Raw genomic sequence first — 14847 nt, forward strand, 5'->3', positions numbered from 1 at the left:
AGCCCTGAGCCCTGAGCCCTGAGCCCTGAGCCCTGAGCCCTGAGCCCTGAGCCCTGAGCCCTGAGCCCTGAGCCCTGAGCCCTGAGCCCTGAGCCCTGAGCCCTGAGCCCTGAGCCCTGAGCCCTGAGCCCTGAGCGGGCGTGCCGCCTCATCCGACCCGCATCAACCCTATATTTTCCGAATCGCTTCAGGTTGGAGGGCGGTAGGGAGGGGGAAACTTTGACAGGCCGTTAACCCGGCGTTCACACAGTTTGGCCCGCGTTCACCTCTGCCGTCATGATCTGCCGTCCGTCCGGTCCGCGCACCCACATCCGGGCGCCGTCGCGGCACAGCTCTGCTACCTCGTGCACCATCAGGGCCGAGGTGCCCCTGAACCGGAAGGTCGCAACCGGGCCCGCCTCCTCCGCCCAAAGGAGCAGCTTCTGCGCCAGAAGCGGGCCGTGCACGACCAGCCCGTCGTAGCCTTCGACCTCCCGGGCATAGGCCGGATCGTAATGGATACGGTGGCCGTTGAAGGTCAGCGCGGAATACCGGAACAGCAGCGTCGGGTCGAAGCGCACTTCTGTGGACTCCGCCGCGCCCTCGGGCGCCCGGGGCGGCACCGGTCCGGGCGCATCCGGCGCCGCGTCGGCGCGGTAGACCAGGTCCTGCGCCTCGCGCACGCAGAGCGTGCCGTCCTGCCAGATCTCGTGGTGCAGCGTGACGAAGGCCAGCGGCCCGCTCCGCCCCGTCTTGCGGGACGTGCTGACGCGGAAGGAGCGTTTCTCGGCAGGCCGCCCGGCCCGCAGCGGGGCAAGGAACTCCAGCGCACCGCCCGCCCACATGCGCCGCGGCAGGCCGAAGGCCGGGATCAGCGCATCGCCGACCGCAGGATGACCGTCGCGGCCAAGGACCTCGGGCGGACGGGCGTCCCAGAAATAGATCTGGTGAAAGAAGGGCGGCAGAGGTGTGCCCTCGGCAAAGGTCGCCTCCAGCCCGAGCGTGGCGGCCAGCGCCTCGGCGCGCGCCGGGTCCAGAACGTCCGTCCTGATCTGCGGTTCGGTGGGGTGGTCCTGCATGGGCGGCTCCTCGACCCCCGTGGATTAGCGGCGGCAGCGGGTGGCGTCCAGAGAGCGGCCGGCCGGTCGCGGCTTGTCCGGCTGCCTGAGGGGGCGGCCTGCCCCGATGCCTCTTCCCCCATGCATGGCCCATGGCGCAACCAGCGATCCGCGCCTTGGCGAATTGGCTTCCTTCTGCCTCTGCGGCGAAGATCCTCGACCCCGCAAGGTCAGAGCCGCGCTGCACCCTGCCCGCCCGCACCGCGCGCAGGCTTGACCCGATCTTCACCCCGATGTGCCGGGACGGGGCCCCACGCGCCTGATTCAGCCGCGCTTGGCTTCCGCCAGCCTGCGCAAATCCTCCATGAGCTCGGTCAGCAGCTTGATCCCCGTCTCGTCCTTGAGGCGGCCTTCCTCGTCCCACTTGGTGGAGGTCTGGCCGACCATGACCTCCGGCCCCGGCAGGAGGTGCGGGCGGAAGGGGATCAGGCAGAGCCGCGCCTGCGCCTGAGACCGCGGCCCTCCGGCCATGCCTGCGGCGGCAGAGACCAGCGCCACGGGCTTGTCCCGCCACGGGTTGCCCTCGGTCCGGCTGATCCAGTCCAGCGCGTTCTTCAGCACCCCGGTGATGCCCTTGTTGTACTCCGGCGAGGCGACGATCACCGCATCGGCGGCGGCGATCCGGTCGGCGGCCTGCTGGACCTCCTGCGGGATGCCGGGGCCGTTCTCGATGTCGGCGTCATAGAGTGGGAAGCGCAGGTCCAGTTCGGTGTACTCCGCCGGGCCGAAGCGGCGGGCGGCCTCGTTCAGCAGCAGCCGGTTGGTGGAGGCGGCGCGGAGGGCGCCGCAGAGGCCGACAAGCTTCAGATCGGGCATGGTGTCTCCTGTCTGGGGTTTCGCGGCGGAACCCGCGCGAAAAATTGCAGTCGCCTCACAACATAAACGAAAAAGCGCCGCGGCAAGGCCACGGCGCTTCGGGAGGGCATCGGGATGCCCGTCAGACGGATGTCCGGAGGGTCAGGTCGCGTTCGGCAGGATGACGATTTCCACCCGGCGGTTCTGCTGCTTGCCCTGCGGCGTCAGGTTGGACGCGATGGGCTGGTCCTCGCCGCGGCCGATGACCTGGATGCGGCTGGCGGGCACGTTCTGTGCGAGGAAGACGTTGGCCACGGCCTGGGCCCGGCGCTGCGACAGCGAGAGGTTGTAGGCCGCGTCGCCATCGGAGTCGGTGTGGCCGATGATCTGCGTCGTGGTGTTCGGGTAGCGCAGGATCGACTGGGCCACGTCCTGAATGTCGCCCAGCAGGCCGCCGCTCAGGGTGGCGCTGTCGGTGGCGAACAGGATGTCCTGCGGCATGGTCACGATCAGGCGGTCGCCGGTGTTGCGGATATCGACCTGGGAGCCGAGCTGCTGGCGCAGTTCCGCTTCCTGCTTATCAAGCTGGTTGCCGATGGCGGCGCCTGCGGCGGCACCGATCAGGGCGCCGGCCAGAACGGAGCGGTTGCGCTCGCCCACGTCGCCGTTGCCGGCGGCCAGACGGCCCGCGACGGCACCGGTGGCGGCACCGGCCAGGGCGCCGGTCTTGGCCTGGCGGTTCGGGTCGTTCTCGTCGAAGAGCGCGCCGCCGGTGGTGCAGGCGGACAGGCCAAGCGCGGCCACGGTGGAAAGAAGGATGGACGAACGGATCATGATGTCTCTCATTGCCTCTCGTAGTTTCTGGCGCACCTTTCGAGGGCGCGTTGTTGTCCTGAAGGCTTAATGCCACAGGGAGGGGCAAGGTTCCCGAGAAAATCCACTCTTTCGCGCACGGGTGGCGGCAAATTGCCACCCGCTGGCAAGGAAAGGGAGGTTTCGCGGCGAAACCTCTTTTATTAACAAAAGATTAACCCAGAAAAGCGGCAGATCACGCGGAACCGTTGCAGGCTGAAAGACTTGTCGCGGATGGCCCTCCGGAAGCGGGGCCCCGGGTGAGGGCTTTGCCCCGGTACGAGACGGCGGCCGGAGAGTCGTCGCATGGCGCAAAGGTCCGGAACTGCGCCCTCTCGGCACTTCGCATGGCGCGGGCCGGTTGCGTTGCGCGAGGCGGCAAGCGCCATGTTGCGGTGCCGGCCGGGGCTGACGCCCGGAGCCGAAGCGAGATCGTTCAGCCCAGGGCAGCGCGCCCTGCCCCGTTCTCCAGCCAATCCCGGTCTTGCGGGGTCAGGCGGGCGTCCATCAGGGCGTCATAGGCGGCCAGTTCCTCATCGGTCAGCACACCCCGCCATTGGCCGTGGGTGCCGCGATGAAAGAAATCGGAATCGGACCTCATGAATCCCTTGCCGCCCGAGGGGGCATAGCGGGCGGCGTTCCGCTTCATGTTGTCGAAGGTGGCGACCCCGGCAAGCCGCGCCATAAGCGGCGCGGGGTGCGGCGTGCCGAGAAGTGCCGCCACCCGTTCGAACGTCCCCGACAGGTCCCGCGTCATGTCGGCATAATGGAAGAGCGCGACGTTTGGCCGTCCGGCCAGCGCGCGGGCGGCCTCGTAATGCCTGAGGATATGGGCCAGCGGCACGGCATCGCAGTCGTAGCCGTCCGGCGTGCCCTCAAGGAAATGGCGGAAGGTCAGGCCCGCCCTGTCGTCCTGCGGATACCAGTCGTCGAACCACGGGACGGGAATGTTGCGGACGTGTTTCCGGAACGAGACATGCACATCCAGCGGATGCCGGAACACACAGACGTACTGCGCGCGGTCGTCCAGAGGCAGCCCGTCCAGCGGCGTGTGGCTTTTCATGCTGCGGCGGTGCGGCATGGCGTCGAGCCGTGCGGTGACCTCTGCGATGTCGCGAAACCTGATGTCGATCCACGGCATGCGGATCGACAGCTCCGTTTCGACCTCCGGATCGCCGGAGAGCAGGAGCGCGACGATGGTCTGCATCCATGTCGTGCCGCATTTGGGCGGGGTCACGACGATCACGTCGTCGGGCCGGAGCGTGACGGCATCCCAACGGCTGCTGTCGGTCAGCGGCCCGAGGTAATGCGTGCGGCGGGTCATGGCGGAGGTGTCCTTGCGGGTCGGGACGGGCGACGGGCGATGCGCCATGGTGCGCCGGGAGGGGCGTTTCGATCAACGGTCTAGGCGGCGCGCAATTCCCCGCGCGTTTGCGCTCCGGCACGGTTTCCAGCGGCGCGCGCGCGGGCTAGACTGCGCGCAAGAACAACAAGACGACATCGAGCAGGAGTAATGGCATGCGCAAGGTGATCCTTGGGGCGATGGTGCCCGCCGTGGCGGCGGCGCTGGTTCTGGCGGGGGCAACCCCCGCGGCGGCACAGTGGCGGGAACGCTACGAGGTCTTCGGCGTCGAAGGCGACGACATGCTGAAGATGCGGGAAGGTCCGGGCACGGGTTACGTGGTGATCGTCGGCCTGCCGAACGGCACGGTGGTGCGGGTGCTGGACTGCCAGCGCACCGGGGCGACCAAGTGGTGCGAAGTGGGGCTGGACCGGGCGATGGGGCTGCGCGGCTATGTCTCGGAGGCGTATCTGCGCAAGATGTGACCGGCCCCGCCGGGTCAGTCCGGTATTGGCAACGGTATCTCCGCGATGCCGAGGTGCGCGGCGAGGGTGGCGGTCGCAAGCTGGTGATCCTCGACCGAGGGCAGGCCGGATACGGCGATTGCAGCCACCACGCCCATGCCGCGGAGCGTGACCGGAAAGCCGCCGCCGTGGTCGACGAAGTCCTCGTAAGGCAGGCCGGCATCGGGCCATTGCACGCGCCCGGAGCGTTCGAGTTCCAGCCCGACCCGCATGGAGGACTTCCACGTCCGGAGCACGGTGTTGCCCTTGCGGCGGCCCCATTCCTCGTTGTTGGGTGTGGCGCCGGGCAGCGTCGTAAAGAAATAGCGGCGGGCGGAGGACCGGATCTCGATGGAGACGGGGGCGGCGATGGCCTGCGCGCGCTCGCGCAGGGCGCAGCCGATGGCAAAGGCCGTGTCCTCGTCGAAGGCGGGGAGCACGAGGGCGCGCTCCTGCTCCTTTATGGCGGCGATCAGGTCCTGCGGCATGGGCGCTCCTCCTCCGGGTGGGGCGGAGTTTAGGGGCGCTGGCCGGGTCTGCAAGGGGCTGCTCAGGCTTCGAGCCGCGCCGATTCCCATGCCAGCAGCGCGCGTTTCACCGGGATGCCCCAGTGGTAGCCGCCGAGCCCGCCGGATTTGCGCAGGGCGCGGTGGCAGGGGATCAGGAAACTGATCGGGTTGCGGCCCACGGCGGTGCCCACGGCGCGCACGGCCTTCGGATGGCCGATGGCCTCGGCGATTTCCGAGTAGGTGGTGACATGGCCGGAGGGGATGCGCATGAGGGCCTCCCAGACCTTGATCTGGAAGGGCGCGCCGATCAGGAAGAGCGGCACCGGCCCCTCGGCCTGCTGGCCGAAGGCGGCGATCACCCAGGGGCGCAGGCGCATCGGGTCCTCGACGTAGGTGGCCTTGGGCCAGCGGCCGGTGAGGTCCTGCATGGCGTGTTCCTCGGTCGTTTCCGCCGAGAAGGCGATGCCGCAGATGCCCTTGTCGGTGCCCATGACGAGCGCCGGGCCGAAGGGGCTTTCGAACCAGCCCCAGTAGATGGTGAGGCCCAGCCCGCCGCGGGCGAAGTCGCCGGGGCTCATCGCCTCCCACCTGAGGAAGAGGTCGTGCAGGCGGCCGCCGCCGGAAAGCCCGGTGGCGAGCGCGGTTTCCAGCGTGGTGAAGCGGTCCTGCAGCAGCGCCTTGGCGTGGCCGAGGGTGAAGTACTGCTGCAGCCGCTTCGGCGAAACGCCCGCCCACTGGCTGAAGAGCCGCTGGAAGTGGGCGGGGGACATGCGCATCTCGGCCGCGAGCTGGTCGAGGGTGGCCTTCGGCCCGAGGCGGTCGACCGCCTCGATGGCGCGGGCCATGACGTGGTAATGGTAGCTTTCGGTGTCGTCCCTGGGCATGGCGCTGGCTCCTTTGGGGGGAAGATAGCGTGGGGCGCGGGGGCTGCGCAGCCCGTTTCTTGCGGTTTTGGGCCCGGCCTGTCCGGGCGGCGCGGGATCCCTGGGGGCAGAGGGGGCGCTGCCCCCGCCTTCGGCCCCCCAGAGGTATTTTTGCCAAGATGAAGGGCGGGGGGCGGCGCGGTGCTTGCGGGCGGGCGCGCGAGCGGGCATGACGGTTTCATGGCCAGGCAGATGGATTATCACACCCTGCGCGAGGTGTTCTCGCGCTTCCGGGCGGCGGAGGCCGAGCCGAAGGGCGAACTGAACCACGTGAACGCCTACACGCTGGTGGTCGCGGTGGCGCTGTCGGCGCAGGCGACGGACGCGGGCGTGAACAAGGCGACGGCGGGGCTGTTCGCCGTGGCGGACACACCGGAGAAGATGCTGGCGCTGGGCGAAGAGGGCCTGATCGAGCACATCAAGACGATCGGGCTGTTCCGCAACAAGGCGAAGAACGTCATCAAGCTGTCGCGCATCCTTGTGGAGGAGTACGGCGGCGAGGTGCCCTGTTCGCGCGCCGCGCTGGAATCGCTGCCCGGGGTGGGGCGGAAGACGGCGAATGTCGTGCTGAACATGTGGTGGCATTACCCGGCGCAGGCGGTGGACACGCATATCTTCCGTGTCGGCAACCGCACGGGGATCTGTCCGGGCAAGGACGTGGTCGCCGTGGAGCGGGCCATCGAGGATCACGTGCCGGTGGATTTCCAGCAGCACGCGCATCACTGGCTGATCCTGCACGGGCGCTACATCTGCGTGGCGCGTAAACCGAAATGCAAGGCGTGTCTCATAAACGATCTCTGCCCGTTCGAGGAAAAGACCGCATGAGCCATCGCGTGAACGTGCCCCACCGGGTGCCGCCGGCACCGGGGACCGGGGCCTGTCGTGCCGCTGTTCGTGGAACGGACGGCGGTTGGCGGAAGGCGGGTGCGGTTGTCGGGCTTACCGGACGGGCGGATGTCCGGGGCGCGTCCCTTGCGCAGATCGACCTGACTGAAATTTCCACCCGGATGGACGTCCTTCCGGAGGCGTGCACCCTGAGCCGCCCGGCCCGGGGCCTTGCCCGCCGCGCGGATGCCATCCTGCAGGAGTAAGACCTCATGAAGAAGTACCAGGTTGTCGGGATCGGCAACGCCATCGTCGATGTGCTGACCCGGGAGAGCGACAGGTTCCTCGACCTCATGGGCATCCAGAAGGGCATCATGCAACTGGTGGAGCGCGAACGCGCCGAACACCTTTACGGCGCGATGAAGGACCGGGTGGAGGCGCCCGGCGGCTCTGTCGCCAACACGCTGGCCGGGATCGGCGCCATGGGGCTCAGGACCGGGTTCATCGGGCGGGTGCGGGACGACGCGCTTGGCCGGTTCTACGCCGATGCCATGGCCGACGACGGCACCGATTTCGTCAACCCGCCGGTGGCGGGCGGCGAGCTGCCGACCTCGCGTTCGATGATCTTCGTCTCGCCCGACGGGGAGCGGTCGATGAACACCTACCTCGGGATCTCGGCCGAGCTGGCGCCGGAGGATGTCTCGGAGGAGGTGGCCGCGGAGGCGGAGATCCTGTTCCTCGAAGGCTACCTCTTCGACAAGGACAAGGGGAAAGAGGCCTTCCTGAAGGCGGCGCGGTCCTGCCGGGCGGCGGGCGGCAAGGTGGGCATCGCGATCTCCGACCCGTTCTGCGTGGAACGGCACCGGGAGGATTTCCTGCGGCTGATCGAGCACGAGATGGACTATGTCATCGGCAACGAGGCGGAGATCCGGTCGCTCTACGGCAACGACAACCTCGAGGCCGACCTGAAGGCGGTGGGCGCGATCTGCCCGCTGGTGGTCTGCACCCGGTCGGGCGACGGCGTGTCTGTGCTGCGGGACGGCACGCGGACGGACGTCCCGGTGGAAAAGATCGTGCCGGTGGATGCGACCGGGGCAGGCGACCAGTTCGCTGCCGGTTTCCTCTACGGGCTGGCGACCGGGCGCGACATGGCCACCGCCGGCCGCATGGGCACCGTCGCCGCGCGCGAGGTGATCGGCCACATGGGGCCGCGTCCGGAGGCCAACGTCATGGGCCTGTTCCGTCAGAAGGGCCTGGTCTGAGGGGCGCATCGCGCGGCGTGCCAGGGCGGCCTGCGCCCCGGCACGCCTGACCCCGATCCCGGCCCTGATCCCCGCCCTGACGCGGCATCCGGCCCGGGGGTGCGGGCGCTCTGACGCCGGTTGGCGTCTTTTTTAACGCGCCATTCACGCGGACACCGTTCCGGCCCGTCGCCCGCGGATGTAGCCTGTGGACAGAGATTTTGTCCCGGGGATTTGATGTCCAGATTCATCGTGCTGCGCGACAGGGCCGACAATTGGCGTCGGCCATCCGTGCCGCTGAGTGCCTCGGTGGCACCGCGGGCGCCGGAGGCCGCGTCCGACCCGCTGATCGAATCCGTCGACCTCAGCCCCGCCGAGCTGCGCGACCTGGTGCGCGACCCGACCTGCCTGACGGTGGCGCCGGTGATGCCGACCCGGATCGTCAATCCCGAACCGCTGGACGACCTGAGGGCGGAGGACGCGGTGCCCGGCTGGGGCCTGCACGCGGTGGGCGCGGACTGGACCAATGCCACGGGGCACGGGGTTCGGCTGGCGCTTCTGGACACCGGCATCGACCGCAAGCACCCGGCCTTTGCCGGGGTGCGTCTGATCACCAAGGATTTCGTCGGGACAGGCGTGGGCGATGCGAACGGCCATGGCACGCATATGGCCGGGACGATCCTTGGCCGCGACCTGGGCGGCACGCGGATCGGGGTGGCGCGCGGGATCGAGGATCTGTTTGTCGTCAAGACGCTGGCGGACAACGGCATGGGGCGGTCTGACGGGTTCATGCAGGCGGTGCTCTGGGCCGCCGGGGCAGAGGTGGACATCGCGGTCTTTGCGCTGAGTTTCGACATCGCCGCGCAGGTGGAGGCGCTGACCGCCGAGGGCTATCCGCGGGTGCAGGCAAACACCGCGGCGGTGAACGCCTATCGCGGCAACCTGCGGATCTTCGAACTGGTGATGCAGATGATATGCGCCGCCAAGGGCCCGCTGCTGCTGGGGGCCATCGGCAACGACAGCCTGCGGGTGATCTCTCCGGATTTCGAGACCGGGCCTGCGGCGCCCGCGGCGGCCCGGCACGTGCTGGCGGTGGGCGCCTGCGGGCCGGGGCCTGAGGGGCTGGAGCCCGCGGTCTTCTCCAACGCCGGGCCCGCGCTGGTGGCGCCGGGGGTGGGCATCATCTCGGCCAGCCTGGGCGGCGGGCTGAGGTCGCTGAACGGCAGTTCGATGGCGGCAGCCCATGCGGCGGGCGTGGCCGCGCTCTGGGTGGAGCAGATGCGCGGCGAGGGCGAGCGTGTCACCGCGCAGAGCCTTGCGGCGAAGCTGATCGGCACGGTCACGCGGCAGGGGCTGGTGCCGGGGCAGACGGTTCTGGACTGCGGGCACGGGCTGATCCAGGCGCCGAAGGGGCAGCTGGACTGAGTCAGCCCTCGGTCAGGCGGGCGCGGAGGGCCTGCACCTCGGCCTCAAGCTCGGCGATGCGGGCGTCGCGTTTGGCGATGCTGGCGGCGACATCCTCTGCCTCGAACCGCTGGGGGATGTGCTGCGGGCAGTTCACGTCCCAGGCCTCGACCTCGATCAGCAGGGCGCGGTCGGCGCGGGCGCCTTCGGGGCGGAGGCGGGCGACGGTGGCGGGGTCGTCGGTGACGCGGGCCTTGCCCCAGATCTTCACGCGCTGGCGGTGCATGTAGTCGATCAGGAAAAGCTCGACCCGGGGATTTTCGGACAGGTTGCCGAGGGTGACGTACTGCCGGTTGCCGCGCAGGTCGGCCATGCCCAGCGTGCGGCTGTCGAGCACCCTGAGGAACCCCGGCGCGCCGCCGCGGTGCTGGACGTAGGGCTGGCCGTCGGCGCTGGCGGAGGCGAGGAAGACGCTGCGCTGCCGGGCGATGAAACCCTCCAGGTCGGCGGAGATGTCGATGGGCCATTCGGCGGTTTCGAACATCCCGCGCGAGCCCAGGCGGCGCTGCATTTCCTGCACGGCGGGGGTGAACACCAGCCCGTCCGGAGAGCGGTCGAAGTCGCCCATCAGTGTGCCTCTGCCCAGTTCGCCCCCTGCCCCGCGTCGACGACCAGCGGCACGTCGAGTTTCACCACCGGATCGCAGGCGTTCTGCATGACCTCGCGGGCCGCGCCGATCAGGTCGTCGGCGGCGCCGTCCTCGACCTCGAAGATCAGTTCGTCGTGAACCTGCAAAAGCATCTTCGCGGGGATTTTCGCGATGGCGTCGGGCATCCGGACCATGGCGCGGCGGATGATGTCGGCGGCAGTGCCCTGGATCGGCGCGTTGATCGCGGCGCGCTTGGCAAAACCGGCACGCGGGCCCTTGGCGCCGATCTCGGGCGTGTGGATGACGCGGCCGAACAGGGTCTCGACCCGCTTGTGTTCGGTGGCGAACTTCACCGTGTCGTCCATGTACTGCTTGATGCCGGGGAAGCGTTCGAAGTAGCGGTCGATGAAGCCCTGCGCCTCGCCGCGCGGAATGCGCAGGTTGCGGGCGAGGCCGAAGCCCGAGATGCCGTAGATCACGCCGAAGTTGATGGCCTTTGCCTGACGGCGGATGTCCGGGGTCATCTCGTCGAGCGGCACGTTGAACATCTCGCTCGCCGTCATGGCGTGAATGTCCAGACCGTCGCGGAAGGCCTCCTTCAGCGCGTCGATGTCGGCCATGTGGGCGAGGATGCGCAGTTCGATCTGGCTGTAGTCGAGGGAGACCAGCGTGTGCCCCTCCGGCGCGACGAAGGCCTCGCGGATGCGGCGGCCTTCCTCCGAGCGGACGGGGATGTTCTGCAGGTTGGGATCGTTTGACGCCAGTCGCCCGGTGTTCGCGCCCGCAATGGAATACGACGTATGCACGCGCCCCGTGTCGGGGTTGATGTGTTCCTGCAGCGCGTCGGTGTAGGTCGACTTCAGCTTTGACAACTGCCGCCAGTCGAGCACGCGGCCCGGCAGGTCGTGTTCCGTGGCGAGGTCTTCGAGCACATCCGCGGGGGTGCTGTACTTGCCGTTCTTTCCGCGTTTGCCGCCGGGCAGGCTCATCTTCTCGAACAGGATGTCGCCAAGCTGCGCCGGGGAGCCGACGTTGAACTTTTCGCCCGCGAGTTCGTGGATCTCTTCCTCCAGCTCGGCCATCTTCTGCGCGAACTTGCCGGACATGCGGGACAGCGTGGCGCGGTCCACCTTGATGCCCTGCATTTCCATGGCCTTGAGGACGGGCACCAGCGGACGTTCCAGCGTCTCGTAGACACGGGTGACGCGCGCGCGATGAAGCTGCGGCTTGAAGGTCAGCGCGAGGCGCAGGGTGATGTCCGCATCCTCGGCGGCATAGCCAGTGGCCTTGTCGAGCGGCACGCGGTCGAAGGTGATCTGCCCCTTGCCGGTGCCCAGCAGGTCCTTGATCGGGATCGGGGTGTGCGAAAGGTAGCGTTCGGACAGCGTGTCCATGCCGTGCGGATGCTCGCCGCCGTGCAGCGCGTAGGACATCAGCATGGTATCGTCGATCGGCGCGATCTCAATCCCGTAGCGGGAGAAGATCTTTGCGTCGTATTTCATGTTCTGCCCGACCTTCATGACCGAGGCGTCTTCGAGCAGCGGCTTGAGCGCGTCGAGCGCCTGCTGCATGGGGATCTGGCCCTCGGCCTTGGCGTCGGAGGCGAAAAGACCCTCGCCGCCGTCCTCTGCGAGGTGGGCGAGCGGGATGTAGCAGGCTTCGCCCGGGGCGACCGCCAGCGAGATGCCGACGAGGTCGCAGAGCATTTCGTTCAGGCCGGTGGTCTCCGTGTCGACGGCGACGGTGCCGAGGTCCATGGCGCGGGCGATCCAGCGTTCGAGCGCGGCCATGTCCTGCACGCATTCGTAGGCTGCGGGGTCGATGGCGGGCCAGTCCGGCGCGGCCTCCGGCGCGTCCTGCTGCGCCGGTTCCGGGATGGCAGGCGCGTCCACCCCGGCGTTCTCGGCGATCCGCTTCGTCAGGGTGCGGAACTCCATCTTCGTCAGGAAGGCGAGCAGCGTGTCGGGATCGGGTTCCTTCACCTCGAGGTCGTCGAGGGTGAAGGGCAGCTCCATGTCGCAGTCGAGCTGCACGAGCTTCTTCGACAGCTCGATCTGGGCGCGCTTCTCGATCAGGGTCTCGCGGCGCTTGGGCTGCTTGATTTCCTCAGCGCGGTCCAGAAGCTCTTCGAGGGAGCCGAACTCGTTGATCAGGAGGGCGGCGGTCTTGATGCCGATGCCGGGCGCGCCGGGCACGTTGTCGACGGAATCGCCCGCAAGCGCCTGCACGTCCACCACGCGTTCCGGCCCGACGCCGAATTTCTCCATCACGCCTTCGCGGTCGATGCGCCTGTTCTTCATCGGGTCGAGCATTTCGACACCGTCGCCGACAAGCTGCATGAGGTCCTTGTCCGAGGACAGGATCGTGACCCGGCCGCCGGCCTTGCGCGCCATGCAGGCCAGCGTCGCCATGATGTCGTCGGCCTCGAACCCCTCGATTTCCTTGCAGGCGATGTTGAAGGCTTCGGTCGCCTCGCGGGTCAGGGGGATCTGCGGGCGCAGTTCCTCCGGCATGGCCTCGCGGTTGGCCTTGTAGTCCTCGTAGAGGTCGTTGCGGAAGGTGTGGCTGCCCTTGTCGAAGACGACGGCCACATGGGTCGGCGCGTCGGGGCCGTGGTTGTCCTCCACGTAGCGGTGCAGCATGTTGCAGAAGCCCGACACGGCGCCGATGGGCAGCCCGTCAGACTTGCGCGTCAGCGGCGGCAGCGCGTGGAAGGCGCGGAAGATGTAGGCCGATCCGTCGATCAGGTGCAGATGGCAGCCCTTGCCGAAAGTTTCCGCCATGGTGCATTTCTCCGCGCGTTACTCCGTTTCCGGCGGGTGTGCCACGTTCCGGGCCGTTCTGCCAGTTCCGATCTGTCTTTCGGGCGACCGTGCGCCGGACGGGAGGGCGGCTCAGTTGCGGCTGATGCGCCCCTTGTCGAAGACGCCGAAGCGCGCGCGCATATGCTCGATGCAGGCGACGTTGAGCTGCCAGCGATCCATGCCGTCGTGAACGAGGTCCAGCAAGGCGTCCACCTCGCGGATCAGCTTGCCGTCGACCACGGTGCTCTGGTCCGGGCCGCGGCGCGAGATGCCGGTGGGCACGACCGGGTGGCCGTTCTTCTGGAAGATGCCGGAGAGCCAGATGTCGTCGACCGCCCAGAACTTGTCCGGGATGTCATAGGCCTCCGCGTCGACGAAATGCGGCCGGATCAGCACGCCGCCCGCCCCCTCGGCGATGTCGGGCACGTAACCGCCGGTGCGCAGCGGCCGCCACAGTCCGAGCGATGCAATCCGGCGCAGGCGGTACGAGAGGCTGTTGCGGCGGTGCATCCAGCGCTGTGCGCCTTCCCACTTGAGGGAGGAGCGCCAACGCTCGGCGATGACCGCCTCGGGGTGTCTTGCCGCGGTTTCCGTCAGGCGGGTCAGCCAGTCCGGATCGTAGGAGTAGTCGTCGTCGCAGTAGACCAGAAGTGCGTCCTGGTCGCGGTAACGCTCGACCGTCGGCAGGATCTTGGTGGCCGGGCCGTAGTCCGACCCGATCATGTGGACGTCGAGGCCGTCTGGCAGCAGCGCGGTGTCGAGCGTGCCGAATTCCGGGCGGCGGTAGGTCCGGGGGACGTTGATCTCGATCGCGTCGGGGCGGGTGTTCTGGGCCAGCAGGCTGTCGAGCGTGGCGGACAGGTAGGGCACGCGCGACGGAATCGTCGTCAGGGAAACAACCAGCTTGCTCAAATCAGTCACTCCGAATGGCGGATGTCGTGCGGCGCCCGCTCAGACCTTGCCTTCGAAGTCCTTGTGCACGAGCTTCGCATCGCAGTACGGGCATTCGACATAGCCCTTGTCCTCGGGGATCTGCAACCAGACGCGGGGATGACCCAGCGCGACGCCGCCGCCGTCACAGGGGATGCGGTAGGCCTGAACGATGCGTGTTTCGGGGGCTTGCGTGGTCATGACGGTCCCTCATGGTCGATGGCATGTGACTCCGGGCGTTATGGCCGAACCCCGGCGCGGGGGCAATATGGCGCCGCAGCGGGTGGTTGACGCATGGCATCGGGTGTTGCCGGATCAATCCGCCTGAAAACGGGCGAGGGACAGCGTGACCGCAAAGGGGGTCGGCGTCCAGAGCCCGAAGCGGATGCCGGCGCGGTCCAGCACCTCCGCGACCCAGACGTTGCAGGTCCTGAACAGGTGAAAGCGGCCCGTGGCGGCGAAGAACCGGTCGTAGGGACCGAACCCGGCGTCCGGCACCGGATCGGGCGCCGGGGCAGAGGCGAGGATCGCGTCGCGCAGGCGGCCGTATTCCGCGGCGGTGAGGCGCAGGGGGCGGGCGCCGCTGCCGTCGCCCAGCGCGCCCGCGACGGAGACATGCAGCACCGCCTCGTCGCCGCTGACGGCGCGCCAGACGGTCGCCGCGCCGAGGTCCGCGTAGCTTTCGGTGGCGGTGTAGAAGGCGCGCGCGCCCCAGCCGACAACGATCCATTCGACACGCGGGTCGGAAAGCGGCACGCCCGCGCGCTCGGCAAAACCGAAGGCGGCAACGGTCGCCGGGTCGGCGGGCAGCAGGAAATCGTAGTGGATCGGCCCGGACAGCAGCCAGACGTTCACCGGACCGTCGCCGCCGCCCGTCCGGTCATTGGGCCAGAGGGCGCCCGCGACGGCGGCCAGAAGGTACAGACCGACCAGCGCGGGCGGCAGCAGAAGGAGCCGTCCGCGCCATGTCATG

At 68.6% G+C, this 14847-nt stretch carries 15 protein-coding genes; 4 read left to right on the plus strand and 11 right to left on the minus strand.

The features are described 5' to 3' along the window. Positions 1-242: 242 nt before the first annotated feature. From ACU0DV_RS02985 to ACU0DV_RS03000, 4 genes are all read right to left on the minus strand, one after another. A complete protein-coding gene (locus ACU0DV_RS02985; protein WP_446240785.1) occupies positions 243-1058 on the minus strand; it encodes an acyl dehydratase in 816 nt (271 codons plus the stop codon). A 303-nt stretch (positions 1059-1361) separates the two neighbouring features. Further along, positions 1362-1913 (minus strand): NADPH-dependent FMN reductase, encoded by a 552-nt coding sequence (locus ACU0DV_RS02990; protein ID WP_446240784.1) that lies wholly within the window; start codon positions 1911-1913, stop codon positions 1362-1364. A gap of 141 nt (positions 1914-2054) precedes the next feature. After that, on the minus strand, positions 2055-2726 hold the full coding sequence (locus ACU0DV_RS02995) for an OmpA family protein (protein ID WP_198521698.1): 672 nt from the start codon (positions 2724-2726) through the stop codon (positions 2055-2057). Between the two features lie 454 nt (positions 2727-3180). Beyond that, a complete protein-coding gene (locus ACU0DV_RS03000) occupies positions 3181-4068 on the minus strand; it encodes a sulfotransferase domain-containing protein (protein WP_446240783.1) in 888 nt (295 codons plus the stop codon). 194 nt (positions 4069-4262) lie between these two features. Here ACU0DV_RS03000 and ACU0DV_RS03005 point away from each other — a divergent pair, with 194 nt between their 5' ends. Further along, entirely contained in the window at positions 4263-4571 is a 309-nt protein-coding gene (locus tag ACU0DV_RS03005) for an SH3 domain-containing protein (RefSeq protein WP_446240782.1), read from the plus strand. Between the two features lie 14 nt (positions 4572-4585). Here the strand turns inward: ACU0DV_RS03005 and ACU0DV_RS03010 are convergent, their stop codons facing one another. Both ACU0DV_RS03010 and ACU0DV_RS03015 read right to left on the minus strand, forming a co-directional pair. Continuing rightward, positions 4586-5077 (minus strand): heme-degrading domain-containing protein, encoded by a 492-nt coding sequence (locus tag ACU0DV_RS03010; RefSeq protein ID WP_446240781.1) that lies wholly within the window; start codon positions 5075-5077, stop codon positions 4586-4588. A gap of 62 nt (positions 5078-5139) precedes the next feature. Beyond that, a complete protein-coding gene (locus ACU0DV_RS03015; RefSeq protein ID WP_283981843.1) occupies positions 5140-5982 on the minus strand; it encodes a methylated-DNA--[protein]-cysteine S-methyltransferase in 843 nt (280 codons plus the stop codon). Between the two features lie 219 nt (positions 5983-6201). Here ACU0DV_RS03015 and nth point away from each other — a divergent pair, with 219 nt between their 5' ends. The 3 genes from nth to ACU0DV_RS03030 all read left to right on the plus strand — a co-directional run bounded on the left by nth (position 6202) and on the right by ACU0DV_RS03030 (position 9512). Continuing rightward, entirely contained in the window at positions 6202-6846 is a 645-nt protein-coding gene (nth, locus tag ACU0DV_RS03020; protein ID WP_100928856.1) for an endonuclease III, read from the plus strand. Between the two features lie 272 nt (positions 6847-7118). Further along, the gene (locus ACU0DV_RS03025; RefSeq protein WP_100928854.1) at positions 7119-8108 is read left to right on the plus strand and encodes an adenosine kinase; all 990 of its coding nucleotides are present in this window, start codon (positions 7119-7121) and stop codon (positions 8106-8108) included. A gap of 216 nt (positions 8109-8324) precedes the next feature. Continuing rightward, the gene (locus ACU0DV_RS03030; RefSeq protein ID WP_446240780.1) at positions 8325-9512 is read left to right on the plus strand and encodes a S8 family serine peptidase; all 1188 of its coding nucleotides are present in this window, start codon (positions 8325-8327) and stop codon (positions 9510-9512) included. A gap of 1 nt (position 9513) precedes the next feature. Here the strand turns inward: ACU0DV_RS03030 and ACU0DV_RS03035 are convergent, their stop codons facing one another. The 5 genes from ACU0DV_RS03035 to ACU0DV_RS03055 form a co-directional block, all read right to left on the minus strand. Further along, complete coding sequence (locus ACU0DV_RS03035) at positions 9514-10119, minus strand: pyridoxamine 5'-phosphate oxidase family protein (protein ID WP_446240779.1); 606 nt, start codon at positions 10117-10119, stop codon at positions 9514-9516. Further along, the gene (polA, locus tag ACU0DV_RS03040) at positions 10119-12923 is read right to left on the minus strand and encodes a DNA polymerase I (RefSeq protein WP_446240778.1); all 2805 of its coding nucleotides are present in this window, start codon (positions 12921-12923) and stop codon (positions 10119-10121) included. Before polA ends, ACU0DV_RS03035 begins: the two co-directional genes overlap by 1 nt. Before the next feature lie 111 nt (positions 12924-13034). Continuing rightward, the gene (locus ACU0DV_RS03045) at positions 13035-13856 is read right to left on the minus strand and encodes a glycosyltransferase (protein WP_100928850.1); all 822 of its coding nucleotides are present in this window, start codon (positions 13854-13856) and stop codon (positions 13035-13037) included. A gap of 39 nt (positions 13857-13895) precedes the next feature. Continuing rightward, positions 13896-14075 (minus strand): zinc-finger domain-containing protein, encoded by a 180-nt coding sequence (locus ACU0DV_RS03050; RefSeq protein ID WP_100928849.1) that lies wholly within the window; start codon positions 14073-14075, stop codon positions 13896-13898. A 114-nt stretch (positions 14076-14189) separates the two neighbouring features. After that, positions 14190-14846 (minus strand): TIGR02117 family protein, encoded by a 657-nt coding sequence (locus ACU0DV_RS03055; RefSeq protein WP_446240777.1) that lies wholly within the window; start codon positions 14844-14846, stop codon positions 14190-14192. Position 14847 lies beyond the last annotated feature (1 nt).

The sequence above is a fragment of the Sagittula sp. genome, assembly GCF_052825245.1.

Excerpts from the sequence above, each read along its gene's own strand:
- ACU0DV_RS02985 (WP_446240785.1), bottom strand. The coding sequence starts at position 1,058 with ATGCAGGACCACCCCACCGAACCGCAGATCAGGACGGACGTTCTGGAC.
- ACU0DV_RS02990 (WP_446240784.1), bottom strand. The coding sequence starts at position 1,913 with ATGCCCGATCTGAAGCTTGTCGGCCTCTGCGGCGCCCTCCGCGCCGCC.
- ACU0DV_RS02995 (WP_198521698.1), bottom strand. The coding sequence starts at position 2,726 with ATGATCCGTTCGTCCATCCTTCTTTCCACCGTGGCCGCGCTTGGCCTG.
- ACU0DV_RS03000 (WP_446240783.1), bottom strand. The coding sequence starts at position 4,068 with ATGACCCGCCGCACGCATTACCTCGGGCCGCTGACCGACAGCAGCCGT.
- ACU0DV_RS03005 (WP_446240782.1), top strand. The coding sequence starts at position 4,263 with ATGCGCAAGGTGATCCTTGGGGCGATGGTGCCCGCCGTGGCGGCGGCG.
- ACU0DV_RS03010 (WP_446240781.1), bottom strand. The coding sequence starts at position 5,077 with ATGCCGCAGGACCTGATCGCCGCCATAAAGGAGCAGGAGCGCGCCCTC.
- ACU0DV_RS03015 (WP_283981843.1), bottom strand. The coding sequence starts at position 5,982 with ATGCCCAGGGACGACACCGAAAGCTACCATTACCACGTCATGGCCCGC.
- nth (WP_100928856.1), top strand. The coding sequence starts at position 6,202 with ATGGCCAGGCAGATGGATTATCACACCCTGCGCGAGGTGTTCTCGCGC.
- ACU0DV_RS03025 (WP_100928854.1), top strand. The coding sequence starts at position 7,119 with ATGAAGAAGTACCAGGTTGTCGGGATCGGCAACGCCATCGTCGATGTG.
- ACU0DV_RS03030 (WP_446240780.1), top strand. The coding sequence starts at position 8,325 with ATGTCCAGATTCATCGTGCTGCGCGACAGGGCCGACAATTGGCGTCGG.
- ACU0DV_RS03035 (WP_446240779.1), bottom strand. The coding sequence starts at position 10,119 with ATGGGCGACTTCGACCGCTCTCCGGACGGGCTGGTGTTCACCCCCGCC.
- polA (WP_446240778.1), bottom strand. The coding sequence starts at position 12,923 with ATGGCGGAAACTTTCGGCAAGGGCTGCCATCTGCACCTGATCGACGGA.
- ACU0DV_RS03050 (WP_100928849.1), bottom strand. The coding sequence starts at position 14,075 with ATGACCACGCAAGCCCCCGAAACACGCATCGTTCAGGCCTACCGCATC.
- ACU0DV_RS03055 (WP_446240777.1), bottom strand. The coding sequence starts at position 14,846 with ATGACATGGCGCGGACGGCTCCTTCTGCTGCCGCCCGCGCTGGTCGGT.